This window comes from Nostoc sp. C117, from assembly GCF_043099735.1.
Classification (GTDB): Bacteria; Cyanobacteriota; Cyanobacteriia; order Cyanobacteriales; family Nostocaceae; genus Nostoc.
Map to the genome: position 1 here is coordinate 300722 of NZ_CP170991.1, position 20518 is coordinate 321239.

17 protein-coding genes, 1 pseudogene and 1 CRISPR repeat array are annotated in these 20518 nt (G+C 39.3%); of the genes and pseudogenes, 10 read left to right on the forward strand and 8 right to left on the reverse strand.

Annotation, left to right across the window (positions count from 1 at the left end; translation table 11 throughout):
- Nucleotides 1–53 precede the first annotated feature (53 nt).
- The 5 genes and pseudogenes from ACFG4S_RS03040 to ACFG4S_RS03060 form a co-directional block, all read right to left on the reverse strand.
- Nucleotides 54–434, reverse strand: a pseudogene (locus ACFG4S_RS03040) (HetP family heterocyst commitment protein); the annotation flags it as partial.
- Nucleotides 435–1573: 1139 nt separating this feature from the next.
- Nucleotides 1574–1771 (reverse strand): hypothetical protein, encoded by a 198-nt coding sequence (locus tag ACFG4S_RS03045; protein WP_392533401.1) that lies wholly within the window; start codon nucleotides 1769–1771, stop codon nucleotides 1574–1576.
- 695 nt (nucleotides 1772–2466) lie between these two features.
- Complete coding sequence (locus ACFG4S_RS03050; RefSeq protein ID WP_392533402.1) at nucleotides 2467–4926, reverse strand: GH116 family glycosyl hydrolase; 2460 nt, start codon at nucleotides 4924–4926, stop codon at nucleotides 2467–2469.
- Nucleotides 4927–5066: 140 nt separating this feature from the next.
- Complete coding sequence (locus tag ACFG4S_RS03055; protein ID WP_392533403.1) at nucleotides 5067–5315, reverse strand: hypothetical protein; 249 nt, start codon at nucleotides 5313–5315, stop codon at nucleotides 5067–5069.
- Nucleotides 5316–5468: 153 nt separating this feature from the next.
- A complete protein-coding gene (locus tag ACFG4S_RS03060; protein ID WP_392533404.1) occupies nucleotides 5469–5732 on the reverse strand; it encodes a LuxR C-terminal-related transcriptional regulator in 264 nt (87 codons plus the stop codon).
- Nucleotides 5733–6095: 363 nt separating this feature from the next.
- On the opposite strand from ACFG4S_RS03060, the gene ACFG4S_RS03065 reads away from it, so the two are divergent.
- Both ACFG4S_RS03065 and ACFG4S_RS03070 read left to right on the forward strand, forming a co-directional pair.
- Nucleotides 6096–7073: a carbohydrate kinase gene (locus tag ACFG4S_RS03065; protein WP_392533405.1), complete on the forward strand. Its 978-nt coding sequence runs from the start codon at nucleotides 6096–6098 to the stop codon at nucleotides 7071–7073.
- A 168-nt stretch (nucleotides 7074–7241) separates the two neighbouring features.
- A complete protein-coding gene (locus ACFG4S_RS03070; protein ID WP_392533406.1) occupies nucleotides 7242–7673 on the forward strand; it encodes a DUF6006 family protein in 432 nt (143 codons plus the stop codon).
- 56 nt (nucleotides 7674–7729) lie between these two features.
- Here ACFG4S_RS03070 and ACFG4S_RS03075 read toward each other — a convergent pair whose 3' ends face one another.
- The gene (locus ACFG4S_RS03075) at nucleotides 7730–8422 is read right to left on the reverse strand and encodes a polysaccharide deacetylase family protein (protein ID WP_392533407.1); all 693 of its coding nucleotides are present in this window, start codon (nucleotides 8420–8422) and stop codon (nucleotides 7730–7732) included.
- Between the two features lie 134 nt (nucleotides 8423–8556).
- Nucleotides 8557–9833: a CRISPR direct-repeat array (repeat unit 37 nt; unit sequence GTTTCAATCCCTAATAGGGATTTGAGTTAATTGCAAT).
- 655 nt (nucleotides 9834–10488) lie between these two features.
- Between ACFG4S_RS03075 and ACFG4S_RS03080 the strand changes: the two genes are divergently transcribed.
- The gene (locus tag ACFG4S_RS03080; RefSeq protein WP_392533408.1) at nucleotides 10489–11100 is read left to right on the forward strand and encodes a hypothetical protein; all 612 of its coding nucleotides are present in this window, start codon (nucleotides 10489–10491) and stop codon (nucleotides 11098–11100) included.
- 53 nt (nucleotides 11101–11153) lie between these two features.
- Here the strand turns inward: ACFG4S_RS03080 and ACFG4S_RS03085 are convergent, their stop codons facing one another.
- On the reverse strand, nucleotides 11154–11522 hold the full coding sequence (locus ACFG4S_RS03085) for a Dethiobiotin synthetase (protein WP_392533409.1): 369 nt from the start codon (nucleotides 11520–11522) through the stop codon (nucleotides 11154–11156).
- A gap of 209 nt (nucleotides 11523–11731) precedes the next feature.
- Between ACFG4S_RS03085 and ACFG4S_RS03090 the strand changes: the two genes are divergently transcribed.
- The 4 genes from ACFG4S_RS03090 to ACFG4S_RS03105 all read left to right on the forward strand — a co-directional run bounded on the left by ACFG4S_RS03090 (nucleotide 11732) and on the right by ACFG4S_RS03105 (nucleotide 15857).
- Nucleotides 11732–11968: a hypothetical protein gene (locus ACFG4S_RS03090; RefSeq protein WP_392533410.1), complete on the forward strand. Its 237-nt coding sequence runs from the start codon at nucleotides 11732–11734 to the stop codon at nucleotides 11966–11968.
- Nucleotides 11969–12502: 534 nt separating this feature from the next.
- Complete coding sequence (psaC, locus tag ACFG4S_RS03095) at nucleotides 12503–12748, forward strand: photosystem I iron-sulfur center protein PsaC (RefSeq protein ID WP_012411495.1); 246 nt, start codon at nucleotides 12503–12505, stop codon at nucleotides 12746–12748.
- A 403-nt stretch (nucleotides 12749–13151) separates the two neighbouring features.
- A complete protein-coding gene (glmS, locus tag ACFG4S_RS03100) occupies nucleotides 13152–15041 on the forward strand; it encodes a glutamine--fructose-6-phosphate transaminase (isomerizing) (RefSeq protein WP_392533411.1) in 1890 nt (629 codons plus the stop codon).
- Between the two features lie 264 nt (nucleotides 15042–15305).
- Nucleotides 15306–15857 (forward strand): type I-MYXAN CRISPR-associated protein Cas6/Cmx6, encoded by a 552-nt coding sequence (locus ACFG4S_RS03105; RefSeq protein ID WP_392533412.1) that lies wholly within the window; start codon nucleotides 15306–15308, stop codon nucleotides 15855–15857.
- 48 nt (nucleotides 15858–15905) lie between these two features.
- Here ACFG4S_RS03105 and ACFG4S_RS03110 read toward each other — a convergent pair whose 3' ends face one another.
- Nucleotides 15906–16118: a hypothetical protein gene (locus ACFG4S_RS03110; protein WP_392533413.1), complete on the reverse strand. Its 213-nt coding sequence runs from the start codon at nucleotides 16116–16118 to the stop codon at nucleotides 15906–15908.
- Nucleotides 16119–16890: 772 nt separating this feature from the next.
- Between ACFG4S_RS03110 and ACFG4S_RS03115 the strand changes: the two genes are divergently transcribed.
- The 3 genes from ACFG4S_RS03115 (at nucleotide 16891) to ACFG4S_RS03125 (ending at nucleotide 20267) form a co-directional block, all read left to right on the forward strand.
- A complete protein-coding gene (locus tag ACFG4S_RS03115) occupies nucleotides 16891–18534 on the forward strand; it encodes an ATP-binding protein (RefSeq protein ID WP_392533414.1) in 1644 nt (547 codons plus the stop codon).
- 450 nt (nucleotides 18535–18984) lie between these two features.
- Complete coding sequence (locus ACFG4S_RS03120; protein WP_392533415.1) at nucleotides 18985–19368, forward strand: response regulator transcription factor; 384 nt, start codon at nucleotides 18985–18987, stop codon at nucleotides 19366–19368.
- Between the two features lie 83 nt (nucleotides 19369–19451).
- Complete coding sequence (locus tag ACFG4S_RS03125; protein ID WP_392533416.1) at nucleotides 19452–20267, forward strand: response regulator; 816 nt, start codon at nucleotides 19452–19454, stop codon at nucleotides 20265–20267.
- Nucleotides 20268–20518 lie beyond the last annotated feature (251 nt).

The window sequence follows — 20518 nt, forward strand, 5'->3', positions numbered from 1 at the left end:
TATGTTTTTTAGCTTATTTGTGATTCTATTGATTGATATTTGTTAGTTTACTGTGCCAATCTCCGATCTAAACTACCAGCACGGATTTCTGTTTTTTGCTTTCCAACTACTTCAAGATAAGGTTTATCTTTAATTTTGGTTAGCGAACTTGATGATACATTACTCTCAGATCTTGAATCATTGGGTTGTTTAAGCAATTTTATGTTTTCACTTTGCTGTTTGTTTATCCTGCTCGCTTGAGAGTTTTCTTTGAGCAATCGATTATAGGTACGATATGGAATGTAATGAAGAGGATTATAACCAGCAAAACGCAGCATTAAAACACATGCCCAGGAATACTTTCCGGCAAGAATTGCTTCAACTACTTTATCAAATTGTTGAGCCTTCATTGTCTGATCTAAGTTACTACTAATGCTAGCAATGTCTTGATTCATAGTGTTTAGTTCTCTTGGGTAAAGTAAACTAGTTCGGTTTCTGCGATTGTTGCTGTTTCTGTTGAGGCTTACAAACTGTACTAGCCTTTTTGCAGCTGTTTAATCACTTTGGGAAAATGATTCAGTAATGGGGCGGTGTTGGATGTTGATGAGGGAAAAATTCATCAACAGCCGCGTACATAAGTTTCCCCAGTTCTGATTGTCTTCCATAGCTTAAAAGTCTCGGCGTAGCTATTGGTAGATGCAGTTTTGTCCTCTTAAACTTTCTCAACTCCTAATTGAATAAATTTTCTCTAGATAATTGATTGTATAAACTATTACAAATATTTTCAGGAGTTTCCGGTAAATTTCCAAATTTTTTAGACTAAATATAAAAAATCTTTTTCCTTGTTAATTAACAGCACTATTTGTATTTATACTATTTTTTTTCGTTAATGTCATCTGCTAGATTAGCAGATTTATAAGCTAAACTTACTGAGCATACTAGAATATTTACTTGTGTCTTGTGCAAGTTTTACTTTTGTCACTCTCTGCTAATTTTTGAGGGGTCTTACCCCTCATACAATATCAGTTGAAAGCTATTATTATTGTCTAGAGTCAAGCAGATATTGCTTTAAATGCAATTTACAATAACTTCAATAATTAGGAGTCTACACTGGATTACGAAAAAATATAATTCCTATGATTTTAAAAAAATTGATATATTTCCCAATAGATAATATTGTTTAATTATGCTCATAAACCTTTCTATACAAGGTTTTTGTGATAATAATCTATAGTTTTTTTTATGAGAATTTATAAATTATTTATGATTATTTATTCAGTAACTAGAAATAGTAATTCTTAAAAGTTACTTTTATAAAAAAATATCATATATAACTATTTCTAATTTTTTAAATAGAAATAATCTATAAAAATTAAATATTTATTTAGGTAATTTAAGAGAATACTTAATTATTGGCAATACTAATTAAACCATGTATTAGCAATAAGAATTATCTGGAAAATAAAGTAATTATCTAATTCGAGAATCTATTAATTTAAATCAATAGATTAAGTCTAGTAAATACAGATTTGTTTTTGAAAAAATGTTGAAATAGACTACTATTCGCTATTTTTTAAAAAAAATTAGTTGTTAATTAAGATACCTGTGTCCAGAACAAACATATAGTCGTCATAACAAATTCTGGAGAGACGGTGGCAGATGATGAATATGCAAGGTATTGACTAATTTGGATTAAGTTCTGTTGAAATTGGCGTTCTTGCTCAATATATTGAGTGCTAGTTGCTCGATCCAAAATCAGAATTGTTGGGTTCTGAATCTGTAGGCGATGCATAGACCTACTTAATTCTTTCTTATAGCCACACAAATAGATAATAAATTGCTTGCCAATTAGCTATCGACGGGTTATGATATGAGTCCAGCTTATTAAGGTTTGGCAAAACTACTAGAACTTCGTATTGAGGTATGTCTGGTCTATGCCGACGTATGTAAAAGCGTCAGATTGGAATATTCTCAGCTTTTTCCTGAACATAGCTTGGGAAATACTAGCAATATTTATGGCTAAAGCTATTAATACTTGCATTTTTTGAAACAGTAGTCTTGAATTCTCAATCTTTCAACTCTTACCATTACTGAAATTTTTCTTCACTTCCGGAAACACTCGGAAAATAAAGTCGTAAATATAGACTTTGCTTTCTCACGTAAGGAGGGAATAGGGAATAGTGAAAATAATAGACTCACACTGAGTTAAAAATATTACAGGTATTCTGTTGACTTTTGAAGGTAGTTTTGATGACGCAGTGCCGGAGAGAGGAGAGTTCAGAGAAGTCTTGAGTGTTCACAAACAATTTAAGATTGCTGTGGAAACGATAATCAGTTATCAAATATTCATTCAGACGAAATACTGCGCGTAGAATTCTTAGACTCTTTGACTACCATATCATGTCCGGTTGAAGACTTATCATTATCGCTGAGACGGGGAGAGATTTTAATAATAAGTGATTACCCGGACTTGATATTATTTGAGAGTTAATTAATCATTAAGTAAATTCCCCAGATTGCCATTGGCCGCAGGTAAGTGCTGGCGCGAAAAGTACCAGCTGGGGTGATAGCTTCAGGGGTGCGAAATTGCAGCCCATTGTTGTAAATTTGCTGCACCACAGCTTCTGTCAACTTCAATGCTTCATCCTTCATTCCCATTTGCACGAGAAAAGCTGCTAAGCCAAAGTTTATTCCTGTCCAAACTTCCAGGGGATGGGTAGCTTTGGGGTTTTCTGGGGAACCGTCAGGACGAACACCATTAGCAGCACCAAATTCACCATCGCAGAATTTTAAGAAGCAGGAATGATAAACGGTTTTTAGGGCACAGAGGGCGCGATCGCTTGGTACAATATCAGGTAATCCTAGTAATCGGGCGTAGAACTGTCCGCACAATTGATCTGCCATTACCACATCGGAACCACTTTCACTATCCAGGCGGTAATATTGTCCATTCCAGAGTTTCTCTTGATAGATTGGGCGCGATTGTTTCAACCAAGCTTCATAGGTGGATTTTTGCACCTCCAAGTTGCCGCGATCGCCAAGGTTGTGATTTAATAAAATTTCGCTAATGGCGATCGCAGCTTCTAATGCTGCTAACCACAATCCTCCACAATAGGCGCTGACACCTTGCAAGCGCCAATCATCAAAAGTTTGATCTGGCGCGCCAGAATTTTCCGGAATCCCATCGCCATCTAAGTCAAAAGTTTTCAGATAGTCTAGAGTTTGAACGATGGCATTCCAACAATCTGCTAAAAATTCCACATCCTCAGCGCCAGTGAGCAGAAAATCTCGGTATACTTGCAATACAAAATCGCTACCTAAATCTTTCCATAAATTACAGTCTTGATAGCTGGTATAGTTAGTTTTCTCCCAAACGTGTTCGTTCGGTGCGCCTAAATCGTGGGGTGTTGCACCAGCAACTTTACGAACTGCAATGGGGCTTTCGGCTTTGATAGTCAAGTAATAGCCAATTATTCGCGGAGTATCATCGCCTTGAGGAATCGCCCTTGCAAATGCTCGCATCACTGACTTTTCCAATTCTGGAAACAGCATCAGCAGGGCAAAAGAGCCATATAAACGCACATCTAAACTTTCATACCAGCGGTAATCTAAGCACTCTAACACCGCAAACTGACCTATGGGGTCAAGTTCTGATGCTGCACTCCAGAGAGTACCACCACTGGTTAGGTCGTAAAGCTCATTAAATAATGCCATTTTAAACCAGTCGGGTAAGTCTTGGCGATCGAGAATGGGTTGTTGCCAACTTTGAATTTGCGATCGCCAGTTTTGGTATTCTTGTAAAGCAGTAGAGGCGATCGCCCAAGCATTGTTACCAGCTTTTCCAAAAAAGTCTGTATATCTGCGATAATAATTAACTCCAGCAGCAAACTCCGTGATGGGCAAATCCCAAGCCAAGACAAAGGGTATTTCTAAAGTTTCGCCTGGTTGGAGAGTAAAACGAAGTGCGATCGCACCCGCTATTTGTGTATTTTCTGTGACCGGACTAGCATCTAGATAATTGGGCAAAGAGCCATCTTGGGCAAAGCTCTGCCATATTTCCTCACCCGTACCAACAGAATTCCAGCGGGTGTGGTAAAATATCTCTGCTTGGGGATGCTTCAGCGTCGCAATACACCAAGTTCCATCTCCTTCTTGTAAAGGTTCGTCCCCACCAACCCGACCGAAGAGACAACCAAAATCTTGTGTATTTTCAACAATCTGGTTGTAATTTCCTTGGGTTTCTCCCCACCGTGGTTGGTACTCATAAACCGGACTACCATCATCGCGCACCCGCACTTGAGGAGATTTGAGGGCGTTAGTAAACCAACCTACCATATTTTCCCAGGTAAGCATGATGCTGAGAGTCATAGGTGCATTTGTGGGGTTGTGAGCATTCCAAAGGAACACCGCCACAGGGTAACTAGTTTCCTGGTAATTACCTGCCCATACAGGTGAAAACTGCTCACAAGTCAACTCTGCTTGAAAAACATTTTCATACACAAACCAGCTACGGGGATACAGGGCATGATATTCGCCAGTTTGCTGCTGTTGATTGGGAGATTGGGCATTGGTTCTTTTTTGTTGCTTATCTGCTCCCATGCCTCTACTTGCTGGATACCATCGCCACGCGTTGAGACTACCATCCTCAGGTGCTTGGGTAGATAAAGCGTAGGCTTGGGAAGATGTACCAGTGGACTCAAATACACTGAATTGACAGACAGGGACGTTTTTGAAGATATGCTCACCGCCATCAATGTGCCATAAATTAAAGTCTCCCCGTGATGAACGACCGATGCAACCTGCACCAAAGCCACCTAAGGGCATACCATGCCAAGGACCATCATCAATATTGCTTGGGTAGCGGACGGTATAGGGCTTGTCCCAGCCTAAACCGATGGGACGATTCCAAGTACAAGAGGGAATTTTCGGAGAGGGTTGATTTCTCATCGCCTGATGTCACAGCGTGCAGTTACGTCAATGAAGACTAGCGCGATGTGCGATTTTTATCAAGTAGGGTTTTTCAGGGCAGAAAATTAGGCAGTCCCTGGCGATCGCAGAAGCCGAAACTGTATAAGGTAAGCTCAAAGTCAGTGTGAATAGTTCGTGTCTCCTTGGTTGATGATTACAATCAGGCGAATTCCTAAATCGGTTGTGCTGAATTTCCAAAGGAATTCTGAATCTTTATAAGGGAACTCAAAGAAATAAAAACAACTGCTTAAAGTTGCTGACTGCTGAGTGTTGACTGCTGAGTGTTGACTGTTGACTGTGAGCAGTGGGATATTTTTTATTTGGAAGTCCCTAATAGTTTCCGAGTCCAGAAGATCGGCAGGTTCCACTCACATAAACTCCTGCTGAGTAAAGGACTCGGAACTTTTGGTAGAGTGTTCACACTGAAAACTTAGGCGTGAGGAGGAAAACAATCAGTAAAGCTCAATATTGGCTTGTCAGTATACTAGACCAGATCGATCGCCTTGCGATTACTAAATCATTTATTCGATCTGGTTAGGCAGAAGACAGCAATTGACATCATTCAAACAGACTTTGCCCCACTGTAAAGCCCAGCGGACAAGAGCTACTCGATTATCTGTCTCAGTCTTGGTAAGAATGTTACTGATATGGTTGTCAACTGTACGCTTGCTAATTTCCAGTTTCCCTGCAATTTCTTGGTTAGTTAAGCCAGCGGCCACTAAGTCGATAATTTGCAGTTCTCTGTCTGACAGACTAACGGGGGTCTCAGACTTGCCACCAGCCATGACTATTTCTATCCTCCCTTGGTATATGTACTCAATCGCTCTTTCTAATTCTAGAAGATTCTTCTGTTGGTAGGGGTTTCAAGTGTTAGCAGTCAGACAATTGTCAATATTTTCTTTTGATTTGAAATTGCCATCGATCTAACGAAACAAATTTATATGTAAAAAATCTAGCATATTTAATATTTAAATTTGATAAAATTACTGAGATAAATCAGGCAGATATTATGAGGATATATATGCTAATGGAGTAGTAAAAATTGCTATTTCATTCTATGAAGGACTGGCGACAGATTAGCAAAAATTATTGTAGATTTTATACTGGAAATTCCTAATCCAAAATCGAAACCTAAAATCTAAAATGAAATGAGCAATCCCCGTGTTTTGTGCATTGGTGAAATTTTGTTTGATTGCTTAGCCGATCAATTGGGGCTAAAGCTGGAAGAAGTTAAATCCTGGACTCCCTATCCAGGAGGGGCACCAGCTAATGTAGCCTGTGCTTTAGTCAAGCTGGGGACGCCAAGCGGCTTTATTGGGGCTGTTGGCGAAGATGAACCAGGAAATGCATTGGTGAAGCTATTAGAAGATGTGGGTGTAGAGACAATAGGAGTACAACGCCATCCCACAGCGCCAACGCGGCAAGTTTATGTTACACGGGATCTGGCTGGCGATCGCACTTTCGCTGGATTTGGTCAATATGATACCTCTGAATTTGCCGATACTCGTCTGCAAGCTAAACAATTGCCAGATTCACTCTTTCAAGAGGCAGATTTTCTGGTTTTGGGTACTTTGGAATTAGCCTATCCTGAAAGTGAAAAGGCAGTTCACCGCGCCCTAGAACTAGCAGAAAAATACGATCTAAAGATTGTGCTAGATGTCAACTGGCGTCCTGTATTTTGGGACGATCCAAATATCGCTCATCAAAAAATTCCAGATTTATTTAAGCGAGTCGATTTTCTCAAGCTCTCCAAAGAAGAAGCCGAATGGTTATTTGAAACCACAGATCCGGGAGCCATAACTTACCGTCTCGCTTCGATTGAGGGAGTACTAGTAACAGATGGAGAAAATGGTTGCACTTACTGTTTAGGTGAAAACGAAGGCAAATTACCTTCATTTTCCATTCCTGTAGTTGATACAACTGGTGCAGGAGATAGTTTTTTAGCAGGATTTATCCATCAGTTGAGTCAGAATGGTATCCACAGCTTGCGGGATGCAGAAACAGCAAAACGTATCGTTTCTTATGCCAGTGCTGTTGGGGCACTGACTACCATTAAAGCAGGTGCGATCGCTTCCCAACCCACTGCTGCTGAAGTCGAAGCTTTTTTAACCACACATCAACTTTAGGAAGTAGCACAACTAGCGAGAATATCAGCCTTTGGTGGCTGATATTCCCAACTAGAAAATATCCTCTGTGGGAATATTAAATCTCTATATTTTAATTAGCTGCATAAATAGCACTGTTAGTACATATAAGTGAATAGAAAGTACAGATTAGCTTACTGGTAAAGCATTATGAAAAACATCACAAAATGGCTTTTGGGCTTGGCAATTGTTCCTGCAAGTTTGGTATTGGCATCTAGTCATGCTAAAGCTGGTCAGATCGCTGGTGAGTGGTTCTTTGGTCTCTGGGATTGTAATATTGATGGTAGACCAGCCCAAATGCAGTGGAAAGTAGTCGATGACTCACAAACTAGTTGTAGTGGTGATGTTTGCTCTACTACTTCTGGTGTCCGTCTCCTTGGTCGGTTTAGCGATAACGGTAGTGCGTGGGTTCCTCTAGGAAAACGTTTTTCCAGCACAAAAAGACAGGATTTAGGTATTCGTTATTTAGGTGCAGAACAAGATAACTGGTATCTCAAATACAACAGTCATACTAAAATTGCAGATGGTTGGACGACATGGCGGGGTAACCGCTACCCACTCCAATGTCGTAATCGTAGATAAATATTTGTCAACAAGCGATCGCCAACTTTGAGTATTAAGCACGCCGCACCGCGTTTTTATGGGCTAATACTTGATTTAGCCTGAGCTTGCTGCCACATAGTATCAACAGTTACAAACTCATAACCTTGTTGTAGCAGTTGCGGAATCAGAATTTCGATTGTAGCTGCAACATCTTGTCCACCGCAAACACCATCATGCAAGACAATCAGCGAACCATTTTTGACCTGCTGCATAATTCGTTGTACCACGGTGGTGACACCTGGTCGCACCCAATCTTCTGGGACAACACTCCACATCACTGGGCGGTAATTCCATTGAGAAAATAATTTTAAAGTGGCTGGTGTAAATAAACCGTTAGGGGGACGGACATCCCGCACTTGTTCGGGTTGGAGGTTGCAAGCATTGTAGATAGCAGTTTGGGTTTTTTCTAAACTCTCCTTCAGGTCATTTGGGGAAAGCATGGGAAAAGAACGATGATCGTAACCATGCAATCCGATCCAGTGTCCGCGATCGCTCACAGCTTTAGCAATAGCTGGTGAACGGTTAACGCAAGCACCTAACCAAAAAAAACTCGCTGTAATTTTGTAGCGGTCTAAAACTGCCAAAACTTCCGATGTGTATTGGGGATGAGGTCCATCATCGAATGTCAGGGCGATCGCTTTAGAATTGCGATTTCCATTCCAAAGGCACTTGGGAAAACTCGGCTGGAGAATGCTGTAGAAAATTGGGAATAAGGGAGCAAGTTGCATTTTGCGTTTATTTATGTTGCTGACGAAATTGCGATCGCACCCCAATACAGTGCCTCAATATTCTAACCAAATTGGATGCTGTGGCAAGCGATCGCTAAATGCCAGTATTATAGTTATCTTGTGAATCTCTAAATGTTTCAATCCCTAATAGGGATTTGAGTTAATTGCAATTACCCTCTTCCTTTGCCGAAGTTAATCCCGTGGTTTGGTCGTTTCAATCCCTAATAGGGATTTGAGTTAATTGCAATTTCATCTGCCCAGTTGTCTTGATAAATTACTAATGTTTCAATCCCTAATAGGGATTTGAGTTAATTGCAATTCAACTTGTTCTGTATCAAGATGGTTTATCCAGTTTCAATCCCTAATAGGGATTTGAGTTAATTGCAATTATTAAAAGCTGAAATAGACTCTAAATTAGAAGAGTTTCAATCCCTAATAGGGATTTGAGTTAATTGCAATCCTCGGCTATCTCAGAGATACGAGTATCTTGATTGTTTCAATCCCTAATAGGGATTTGAGTTAATTGCAATCTATTTTCACTCCAGCATGAAAGCAGATATCAGTGTTTCAATCCCTAATAGGGATTTGAGTTAATTGCAATTTTATGGGTAGTTTTGCGATCGAGCCAGGGGACACAGAAGTTTCAATCCCTAATAGGGATTTGAGTTAATTGCAATTTGTGCCCACCACCACCACCAAAGGACTTGGCTACTTGCGTTTCAATCCCTAATAGGGATTTGAGTTAATTGCAATATGAGGCGATCGCTAAAACAAGTAAGCGGCGATTGTTTCAATCCCTAATAGGGATTTGAGTTAATTGCAATTCAATTTTGTTTTTTAATGGCATAATAAATAAGATGTTTCAATCCCTAATAGGGATTTGAGTTAATTGCAATAATGCCTTCTGTCACCTCCTCATCTGTTAGCTCATCGTTTCAATCCCTAATAGGGATTTGAGTTAATTGCAATATTGCTGCTCTTAGTGCCGTAATTCGGCTATCACCAACGGGTTTCAATCCCTAATAGGGATTTGAGTTAATTGCAATCTTGGCTATACTGCAACTGCTTCTGGAAATATTAGTGAAAAGTTTCAATCCCTAATAGGGATTTGAGTTAATTGCAATGTGAATATCTCATTGATTACTGTGCTGGAGATGAGTTTCAATCCCTAATAGGGATTTGAGTTAATTGCAATAAGTGGCTCACCTCAGAAGTTATCCCAGCTATCCGCAAGTTTCAATCCCTAATAGGGATTTGAGTTAATTGCAATATGGCTACACCTTTAGACGCTTATATCGGTTTTGGTTTCAATCCCTAATAGGGATTTGAGTTAATTGCAATGGGAAGTCAGCCGATCAAGCCGGAAAAATCACTGTTTCAATCCCTAATAGGGATTTGAGTTAATTGCAATTGCTGGCGTCTGAAAGGCTTGTTGTATTTGGTTTTCAAGGTGCAGTTGCGCGAATGGGTCGATGATAACACAAGCAATAGTAATAGCACAAGATGCAAATCGCTGAAAACCAGTCTGCATAAGGTGCGCGGATGGTTTAGAAGTGCGATCGCCTTCAAACTCTTGTATGGATGGAGCTTACAGCTTTTTTTGTTCCTACTAATTTTCTACACCTACCCATCCGCGCATTTGCCAAAGAAATTAGTCTAATTAGCGAGAACTCGCTCTATTAAAATAACATCACATACTTCTACACTAAACCTCTCCCCGAAACGGGGAGAGGCTTTGACCCGAATTTCTCACTAATAGAGTGGGGAGGTGTGGGAGGTGCTGCGTTGCACAAAGCGATCGACATGAAGCGCCCATTCTCAATTCCTCCTCATTCTCCCTACACCTCTCAATTTCTCGCTTGTGAGAAATCCAGGTTTGATTCTTGCTCCCCAACGCTAATAGGGAAGGGGTTGGGGGTTAGATCTGAGAGAAAGTCGCACACGGTGTTAAATAAGATCCCTGATGTCTTAACTTGGATTGATGTTTGAAATAATTTTGCTCAAAAACGGGAAAACTATGGTTACTTCCCTAATGGGAAATTTCCATAAAAGCCCTAAATAGCAAAATGCTCAAAAAATCTCTGCTTAACTTTTTAATTTTGCCTGTTTCTCTAGTCCCTTGGCTGTGTGCGGGAACGCTTTTTGATTCCCAAGTTAATGCTTTACCAGGGCAAAGTACAGAAGAGGTAGGCACTTGGATTAAAGCACATCCCACACTGCGCCCCAGGAATGGAGAGCAATTGTTTGTCCAAAAGACTGATACAGCTGCCCAACGGTTCACTTTTCAAGCGTCGGTTTTACCTCCCGGTAGAGTAGAATTTTCCAAAGACCGTGGGACAATTCGCAGTGAGCGCATTGCTATGTATGATGCCATTAACGGCATGACATTCGATCGCCTCCAAGAATCTTTGCGGGTGATTTATGGCTTGGAGATTTATCAAGACTACGATCGCGCCCAAGTCGTGTATCAATATCCCAACCAAAAGGTAGTTAACTCAGCGCGTCTTGCGAAAACTCCGATTCGGGAAGCTTTAAAAGGAGAATTACGAGTAGGCGATCGCTATGTCTATTGGGTAGAAATTGCCCAACCCAAAACAGGCAAAGCTTTTACCGGTCAAATGACAATTTTGCTCAAAACAGACCTAGACAAGTTGGAAAATGAACTGCAAATTCGATAATAGGCATTGGGCATTGTGGAGATCTTCTTTTTTGTCTCCTTGTCCTCTTCCCCTCATACCTTCTCAAACCCAACAACAGCTAGAGTTTGCCATGTACCCGAAAAGATACTTTCAGCTGCTAAGGAAATTCGTAACAAATCTTCCTTGAGTAGTGGCGGCCAATCAATGCCGACTTTACGTCCAGCAGCAAATAGCTGTTGTGCTTTGATGCCTAACTGATAAAGCGCCAAAGCCAGTTCTCGGTCTAGAGTGGGGGCATCTTTAAGGGCTTCAAATACCACTTTCAATGCCAACAAAATTGAGGTGATCTGACCGGGTACGGGCGGTTTCCCATGTTTCATTCGCTCTAACAGGGCATCTGGGTAATCCTGGGTTGTGATTGTCTGATCTATGAGGAGTTTCCGAGCTGTTTCGTAATTCATGTAAAAAGCTTAGCGTAGAATTTAGTTCAGCAGTAATACTTAATTCAAAAGTTATAAAACTTGCTGATGGTTATTTATAGCAATCTTATTTGATTTGTGAAAAGATAGGCTTGGTAAAAATGCTTGATAATTTGCGATGCTCTAGCTTAACCAGATAAACTGAGTAGAATACCTTTGAAAAATACACCTTTTTTGGAATCATAAGCAAAATGATATCACCGAATTTACTAGAAATTGAGCGTTCTATCCGTTCATTGTCTGTAGAAGAGCAACTTTGGCTATTAGAAAGTATTGCTCGAGAAATCCGAGAAAATGAGTATACAAAAGATAAAATTGCTGAGGAAAAACATCCAGAAGAAGAATTGGTAGTAATAGCTAATGAACCACCGATTGAAACAAAAAATTCTTCGATAAATGATGAGTTTGCCAGTTCGGAAATACTCTAAAATATGCAGGAATAAAATTATGAGATTGCCAGACTTAAAAAGTCAAATATACAAATTATTGGTAAGCGATCGCTGAGAATTACTTGGGGCGATACCCATTCATTCCAAAAGCATCTCAAACCCCGCCTAACTAGTGCCCGAAGATTATAGTAGATCTGAATCCCTGGGCTACTGAAAACAAATACAACCAAACAGTCCTGAAATAGAGGTAAATGAATTTAGCAGAAAACTTAGTGAAAAAATACCAAAAATAACTTACCTATCTAATAATCTTTTTGTTTGATAGATTTTTCTTTCAGAACACTTTACTATTTAACTCAGTTATGGTACTAAAGTGCGGGAAATACCCTGCTCTGATGTTCCCGATTAATAAGTCAATAGGGGCAATCTCGCAAAAACAAATATCTTGAGTGCTTATTACATTGTTTGAAGTTATGTAGCCTTTTGATTACGGCCTATCAAGCACTGCGGTAAACTATGCGTTGATTATGATTCTTTCGCAGAGAAGAACACTCGAAAGGAGCCGTTTTTTCAATGTCTCATACCGTAAAAATCTACGATACCTGCATTGGCTGCACCCAATGCGTCCGCGCTTGCCCTACTGATGTACTTGAGATGGTTCCTTGGGATGGCTGTAAAGCTGCTCAAATTGCCTCCTCACCCCGTACAGAAGACTGCGTGGGCTGTAAGCGTTGCGAAACAGCTTGTCCCACCGACTTTTTGAGCATCCGGGTTTACTTGGGCGCTGAAACAACTCGCAGTATGGGTCTAGCTTACTAAAAAGCTGAGTGCCGATCGGAGTGCTGAGCGCTGAGATAAAAAGAAGTAAATCACAAATACAATTTTTTGATTCTTCACTCGGAACTCAGAACTCGCAACTCGGCACTCCAGACTTTTAAGAGTCTCAATAGGAAGCACCTTTAGCTTCGTAAAGTGGACACTGCCCACCTTGCGAAATCGTAATTTTAGATTGGGAATAAAATCTCTGGGTATCTAAATCCTAAAAGCCGTATTTGTACCATCAGGTCAAAAACTGATGGTGAATCCGCTGTAAAAGCCCAAAATCTATAACAATACCTAGTGGTAGAGGGAGTAATTTACTCCCTTTTTTCTTTGCAAAACGTCAAGTTTGTGCTAAACACTATACTGGATTTAATCATCCTGAAAAAAAGTGGTGTGAACAATGTGCGGAATTGTTGGATATATAGGCACTCAAGCAGCGACAGACATTTTACTGGCTGGGCTGGAAAAACTAGAGTACAGGGGCTACGATTCTGCTGGAATCGCCACTATTTGGGAAGGTGAAGTAAATTGTGTGCGGGCAAAGGGCAAACTGCATAACCTGCGTTCTAAGTTGGAACAAATAGAAACCCCTGCTCAAATTGGTATTGGGCACACTCGCTGGGCGACTCATGGTAAACCAGAAGAATACAACGCCCATCCCCATATGGATAACGCAAAGCGAGTGGCGGTGGTACAAAATGGCATTATCGAAAATTACCGCGAGTTACGCGAAGAACTCAAAGGAAAAGGACACGAATTTCGTTCTGAAACTGATACCGAAGTTATCCCCCACCTCATAGCCGAATTTTTAAAGAATCTTCCCCCTTCATCTCCCTCATCTTCCTCATCTCCCTTTCTAGAGGCAATTCGTCAAGCCGTTAACCGCTTGCACGGAGCATTTGCACTTGCAGTTATTTCTGCCGACTACCCCGATGAATTGATTGTTGTCCGCCAGCAAGCGCCTTTGGTAATTGGTTTTGGGCAAGGGGAATTCTTTTGTGCATCTGACACGCCAGCGATCGTTGCCTACACCCGTGCAGTGCTACCTTTAGAAAATGGCGAAATTGCCCGTCTCACTCCTTTAGGCGTTGAGATTTACAATTTTGCTGGCAACAGATTGAAAAAACAACCCCGATTGCTCAACTTCAATCCTGCAATGGTAGAAAAGCAGGGATTCAAACATTTCATGCTCAAAGAAATCCATGAGCAACCAGGGGTAGTAAGAGCGAGTTTAGACGCTTACTTTAATCCAGCCCAATCTACTGAATCACCAATCAATCTTGGTTTACCTGCTGATTTATACACTGATTTAGAACAAATTCATATTGTGGCCTGTGGTACAAGTTGGCACGCAGCATTAATTGGAAAATATTTACTTGAACAATTAGCTGGAATTTCAACTCAGGTACATTATGCTTCTGAGTATCGCTATGCACCATCGCCTTTAACATCTAATACTTTGATTATTGGCGTTACCCAATCGGGTGAAACTGCTGATACCCTAGCAGCTTTAACGATGGAAAAAGAACGTCGCCAAGGGAAAGAACCCAAATATCAAGCGCGGCTATTAGGTATTACCAATCGACCTGAAAGCAGCCTCGGTCATCTAGTGCCGCATGTCATCAGTACTCTAGCGGGAATTGAAATTGGGGTGGCGGCGACAAAAACATTTACTGCTCAACTTATGGCATTTTATGCTTTAGCTTTAGATTTAGCAGCTCGTCGTCAGACGGTTTCAAAAGCCACATTAGATAAAATTATTAATGGGTTGCGACAAATTCCCAAAGAAATTGAGGCAACTTTAGAAACTCAGGAACGTTTAACCGAACAGCTAGCCCATGAATTTGCAGAAACCAAAGATTTCATTTTTGTGGGAAGAGGAATTAACTTTCCTATTGCTTTGGAAGGGGCATTGAAATTAAAAGAAATTAGCTATATTCACGCCGAAGGATATCCGGCTGGAGAGATGAAACACGGTCCGATCGCACTTTTAGATGCGAAAGTACCAGTAGTGGCGATCGCAATTCCTGGTAGTGTATACGAAAAAGTTATTTCTAATGCTCAAGAAGCCAAAGCCAGAGATTCTCGGTTAATTGGCGTGACTCCCGTCAACGATGGCGAAGCTGCGGAAATCTTTAACGATCTTCTTCCCATCTCTCATGTAGAAGAATTACTTTCTCCGATTTTGACAGTAGTTCCTTTGCAATTATTGGCTTATCATATTGCCGCCCGTCGCGGTTTGGATGTCGATCAGCCTCGTAACCTTGCTAAAAGTGTTACTGTAGAATAGTATAATTTTATACATTAGATTAATGTATAATGGCTTCTGAAGAAGTTCTATGGCTTGCAGAAGCCATTTTCATGGCAATGACTATAAGTATAATATATTTATTAATACTTAAGTAAGTACTCGCTGGATTTGCAGTAAAGGGTAAAATTATCCAAATGCGATCGCAAAAACCCGAATGTATATTTTTACAACATCTTTATACTACAAACAAGTCTGTAAAAGTTTGAGCCGATAACATCCAAGTTAATTACATCTACCAACATCATGAGTGAAATCCACCTACGTCAAATAAAGTCATACCTTCAAAAAACATTTAATGGTTTGATTGACTTATCAGATTATCAAAATAAATCTGAAACAGACAGAGAGTTAGTTTTCTTAACAAGAAGTCTAGCTGCATTTACTTTGATGGTTTTAGCTAATATCTCTCCTCAAGAAGCATCAAAATCGATAGTTGATGGGGGACAGGATAATGGAATAGATTCGCTTTATTTTGACAGGCGAGAAAAAATCATGTATGTATTACAGTCCAAATGGAAACAAGACAGTAAAGGTAGTGTTAAAACAGATGAGGTAATGAAATTCACTGATTTAATTTTTACCCTGATTGCTGAGACAGTACCTTTCTACCACGGCCATGAGTTATTTTCTGCGATCGCCCACTTTGAACCTGAACTTCATAAGTTAATTACAGTTGTAATTCATACTATTGCAGGTATTCGCAGGGAAGGCGTAATTCAGCTAACTAAAAATTCTAGGCTTCGGATTCGGCTACCACTAGATCAAGTGCCTTTGGTTTATCCCTTTAACAGGTAAGCCACTGAAAATTGGCAAGCATACAATTCGCTTAGGAATTCCTGAAATTCATTTGCTTGAGTTCTTGAAGATGTTGGGAAGGTGAGCGATCGCATAACTCTTGGCTTTTGCTTCTAAATCTTCTCGGAACCAAAATTCTTCTAAAACTTTTTCTACAAAAACAAAACCCTTTTCCTCATTTGTTAGCGGACGGTAATTGAGGTAAGGTGCGTAACCTGTATTGTAAGTATTGCCTTCTGGTTTGATTTCTACATATTGCATGCGCCGTGATACTAAACGCCTAGAGCTATTTAGCTTTTGAGTAAGTAGTTTATGTTAAATTTAATTTTGTCAAACTACTACCTTATCTCTCAACCCCACACCTGTATTACTGCTCCATCTTTTATAAAAAGAGGGTTAAGAGCTGTTTAGGATATTTGCATGGGTGGGTTAAGGTTCAGTATTTTCCGAAAAAATAATATTTTGCAAACTGTAATATTATTACAAAAGTATTGCGTTAATAATTGAATAGCTGTATTGTTAAAAATGAATTTTCTAAAAAGCCTAATTCAGACAAATTTCAAGTGTATTGAAAAAAGCATTATCTGTTGAACTAACTTGGCAGATCGATATTATTAACTTGTGATTTAAAATGACTAAATTTAGCCGTTGCAAATCTTATTATTAGTTGGTTCCGTTAGTTATCTTATGTTAATAAATATATAGGTTTAAGAAACTATATATTACTTGCAACAAAAAGTTAAGATTATCAAAAAACAAGTTAGTTTTGCCACAATTTAAATCTATAGTCAACGAAAGTTAATGTTTTCATTATGACTTGTTCGCAGTTTTAAACCTCAAATGGCAACCAGTGATGTCAGCCAAATGAGCAGCTTTTATCTCCTAGCTTCTGCCTCTTCCTTCTTGCCTTCTCACTTCTACTTATCTATTACATAAACTGAATTCAATAATACATTGAGGAGTTTTACTACCAAGAAGTTTTACGTGTCATTAAACAACTTCAGTTCATTAGAAATGATTATCATTGAAACTTATGATTTTCACAAACAAGTTTTCTGACCTACACAACTCTCAAGCCGATACATTGAAATTAGAACAAGAGTTGCAGTTTAGCAAGTTTTTAGTGGAAGGTTTAACAGATCCAGTTTTCTGGATAAGTTCAGATGGACGGATTATATATGTCAATCATGCAGCTTGTAATTTTGTAGGTAATTCCTATGAGGAATTACTTTCTATGACCATACATGATGTAATATTAGACTTTTCGTTAGAAGTATGGTCAAACTGCTGGACAAGTATTAAACAACAGGGTTCCTTATACTTTGAATCTGTACATCAGACTCAAGAAGAGCAGTGCTTAACAGTGGAAATCACTGCTAGCTATATGAAATATGAAAGTAGAGAGTATGCTTGTATCTCGATCCGAAATATTAGCAAACGCAAACAGGCTTCATTCACTTTGTCTAAAGTTAATCAAGTATTAGAGTACAGAGTACAAGAGCTTTTGACCAAAACCAAATATTTCAATCAGCAATTATCTCATGAAAAATCTCAGTACAAGTGGGTAAAGGCAAAACTAGAGAATTCCCTTTCCTTACTTCAAGCGACTCTAGAATCTATACCCGATGGTGTTATTGCTATTGGATGTGATGGAGATATTATTAGCTCTAATCGGAAGTTTCTTCACATGTGGAAAGTTCCCGATTGTATTATTAGTTCGTGTAGCTATAAGCAATACCTAGCATTTTACAAAAACCAAATTAGCAATCCAGAAATATTGTGCAGAGATATCCAACAATTGAATAGCCAAAACGATTTTGAAAGCTATGATATTCTGGAATTGAAAGATGGCAGGTTTTTTGAACAATATAGTAAACCTCTGTGCCTGAGTGAAGAAATTATTGGAATAGTATGGAGTTTTCGAGACATCACTGAACGTCAAAACGCAGAATTAGAAAATCGTCGAATTCTAGAACAAGAAAAACAAATTGCTGAAGACAGAGCGCAGTTTGTCTCTATGGTTTCTCATGAATTCCGCAGCCCACTGAATATAATTTCCTATTCTACTAGTTTATTAAAACGTCATAATCACCACTGGAATGATGAGAAAAAACTCCAGTATTTGCAGCGGCTTCAAACAGCAACTGAACAGATTAATCAATTAATGGATGAAGTTATTCTCATTGGGAGTGTGGAAGCTGGAAAGCTACAGTGTGAGCTAAAAATGCTTGATTTAAACTTATTATGTCGTGAGATATTGGCAAAAATAAACCTGCAAGCAAACAATCCCAGTGCAATTAACTTTGTTACCAAAGGTAATTATAAACTAGTGTGGGTAGATAAAAAATTGCTACAACCAGTTCTGATGAATTTACTTTCAAATGCACTGAAATATTCTCCAAAAAATACTAAGGTTGATTTGATATTATCCTACCAAGATGAAAAAGTTATTTTTCAAATTAAGGATAAGGGAATTGGCATTCCACTAGTAGATCAACAACAGTTGTTTAAGCCATTTTACCGAGGTGGTAATGTAGGTGATATACCAGGTAATGGACTAGGGTTAGCAATTGTCAAAAAGCTTTTAGACTTACATCATAGTCAAATTGACATGGTGAGTGAAGTTGGTAAAGGTACTATTTTTACAGTTACATTACTATTAAAACAACCACTATAGCAATCTCAACTATAGCGATCCTAAATGAGTTACGAAGAAGGCATATATTGTTTGACTTTGGGAAAATCAAATTTTTGATGATTAGTAAAGAATTTGAAGAGCCACTTAAAAACAGGGAAAGATTTACATACATGCTAAGACTTTCGCAAGAAATTCTTAGCTTGGAACCAAACATCTTCTACAGGATTTTGTTCTGGGGACTTGGGAGCGAAGACATATAGGACTCCTATTTGATTTTTGAACAAGGCTCAGTACGTATCTATCACTTTTATTCCCTATTCCCCGAACCCTGTCCTCTGTCCACGCAAGTAAATTCAGGAATCAAACTGGATTTTTATATATTAAGAGACTTCTACTAGGGAAGCTAAAAAAGCGCTAGTCTCGCTGAAAGAAAAAGCATTGTCATTGAGTTTGGCATCAGCTAATGTAAAAAGACCGATGGACTGGTAAATGATGAAAAAAATCTTAGTAATTGAAGATGAGGCGCAAACGCGAGACATTTTAGTAGAAAGTTTAGAAGCAGAAGGTTTTGATACCATTTGTGCAGAAAATGGCCGTGTTGGTGTGAAGAAAGCACAAGAGTACTTACCTGACTTAGTGATTTGCGACATTCTAATGCCAGAACTTGATGGTTATGGTGTTTTGATTACACTACGTCAGAATTTTTTGACAGCAAAGATTCCGTTAATTTTTTTGACTGCTAAAACTACTGATGTAGAACGTTGCTATGGCATGAATCTAGGAGCAAATGCTTATGTTACTAAACCTTGTACAGTCGAGGCTTTACTAGCAGCGATCGCTAAAGTTTATCAACTTTGCACGGTACTCAAATGAATACAATCTATGAAATAGTTTTTTTCCGTAATTTTGATCGTTTTGATTGAGTAATAATTCATCAGTTAACATCAGAGCTAACTATGACAAAAGTTTTGGTTATTGAAGATGAGGCACAAACTCGGGATATCTTTCTAGATAGCCTAGAGGCAGAAGGTTTTGAAGCCATCGGTGCAAACAATGGTCTTGTTGGTGTGCAGAAGGCGGTAGAAAATTTACCAGATTTAGTGCTTTGCGACATTATGATGCCAGAACTAGATGGTTATGGCGTTCTCTCGACTCTGCGCCAAGACCCTACCACAGCTATGATCCCCTTCATTTTTCTGACTGCTAAGGCTACTAAGGCTGAACTTCGCCAAGGTATGGAGTTGGGAGCTGATGACTATCTTACTAAACCCTCGACGGTAGAGGAATTATTGGGAGCGATCGCCACTCGACTGCAAAAACAAGCAGCAATGAAGGAGTATTACGCGGCGCATTTCCCACAAACTGTAGTTTCACCTTTATCTGAAACTCCAAAATCGGTAAATTCACAATCGATATTTCCTTCTGACTCTCATCTAAGCAAAGTCTTCGAGTACATTGAAGCAAACTACCATCAACCAATTAGCTTGCAAGATGTGGCTCTTGCAGTTGGTTACTGTCCTGCTTACTTAACTGACTTAGTACGTCGTCATACAGGACAAACAGTCAATCATTGGATTGTGGAACGTCGGATGGTAGCAGCACGTACCTTATTGCTTGAAAGTAGCTTGTGTGTGAATCAAATTGCTGAAACAGTCGGCTATCAGCATGAAGGTCATTTTTTCCGCCAGTTTCGCCAATATCACAAGACTACTCCCCAAGCTTGGAGAAAAGCAGAATTATTAACGATTAAAAATTCCAAATTCTTTACCTAGCACTGCTTAGAGAGCTTCTTATAACCATTTAGGCAATAAAAATACACACTCGATCGCGTAGTGAAGAGCAGCAAATCTATGATTTGCTGCTCTTTAAAGCGTTTATTCAGGTGCTTTGAAAATTGAAATCCATTCCAATACTTGTCCGTTAAGGCGAAAAGGGGAAGGGGAAAGAAAAAACCTTTAACCTTTAACCTTTACCCTTTACCCCAAACCCAATTCCGAGTTAAAAATGCAAAACCCGAGGAGTA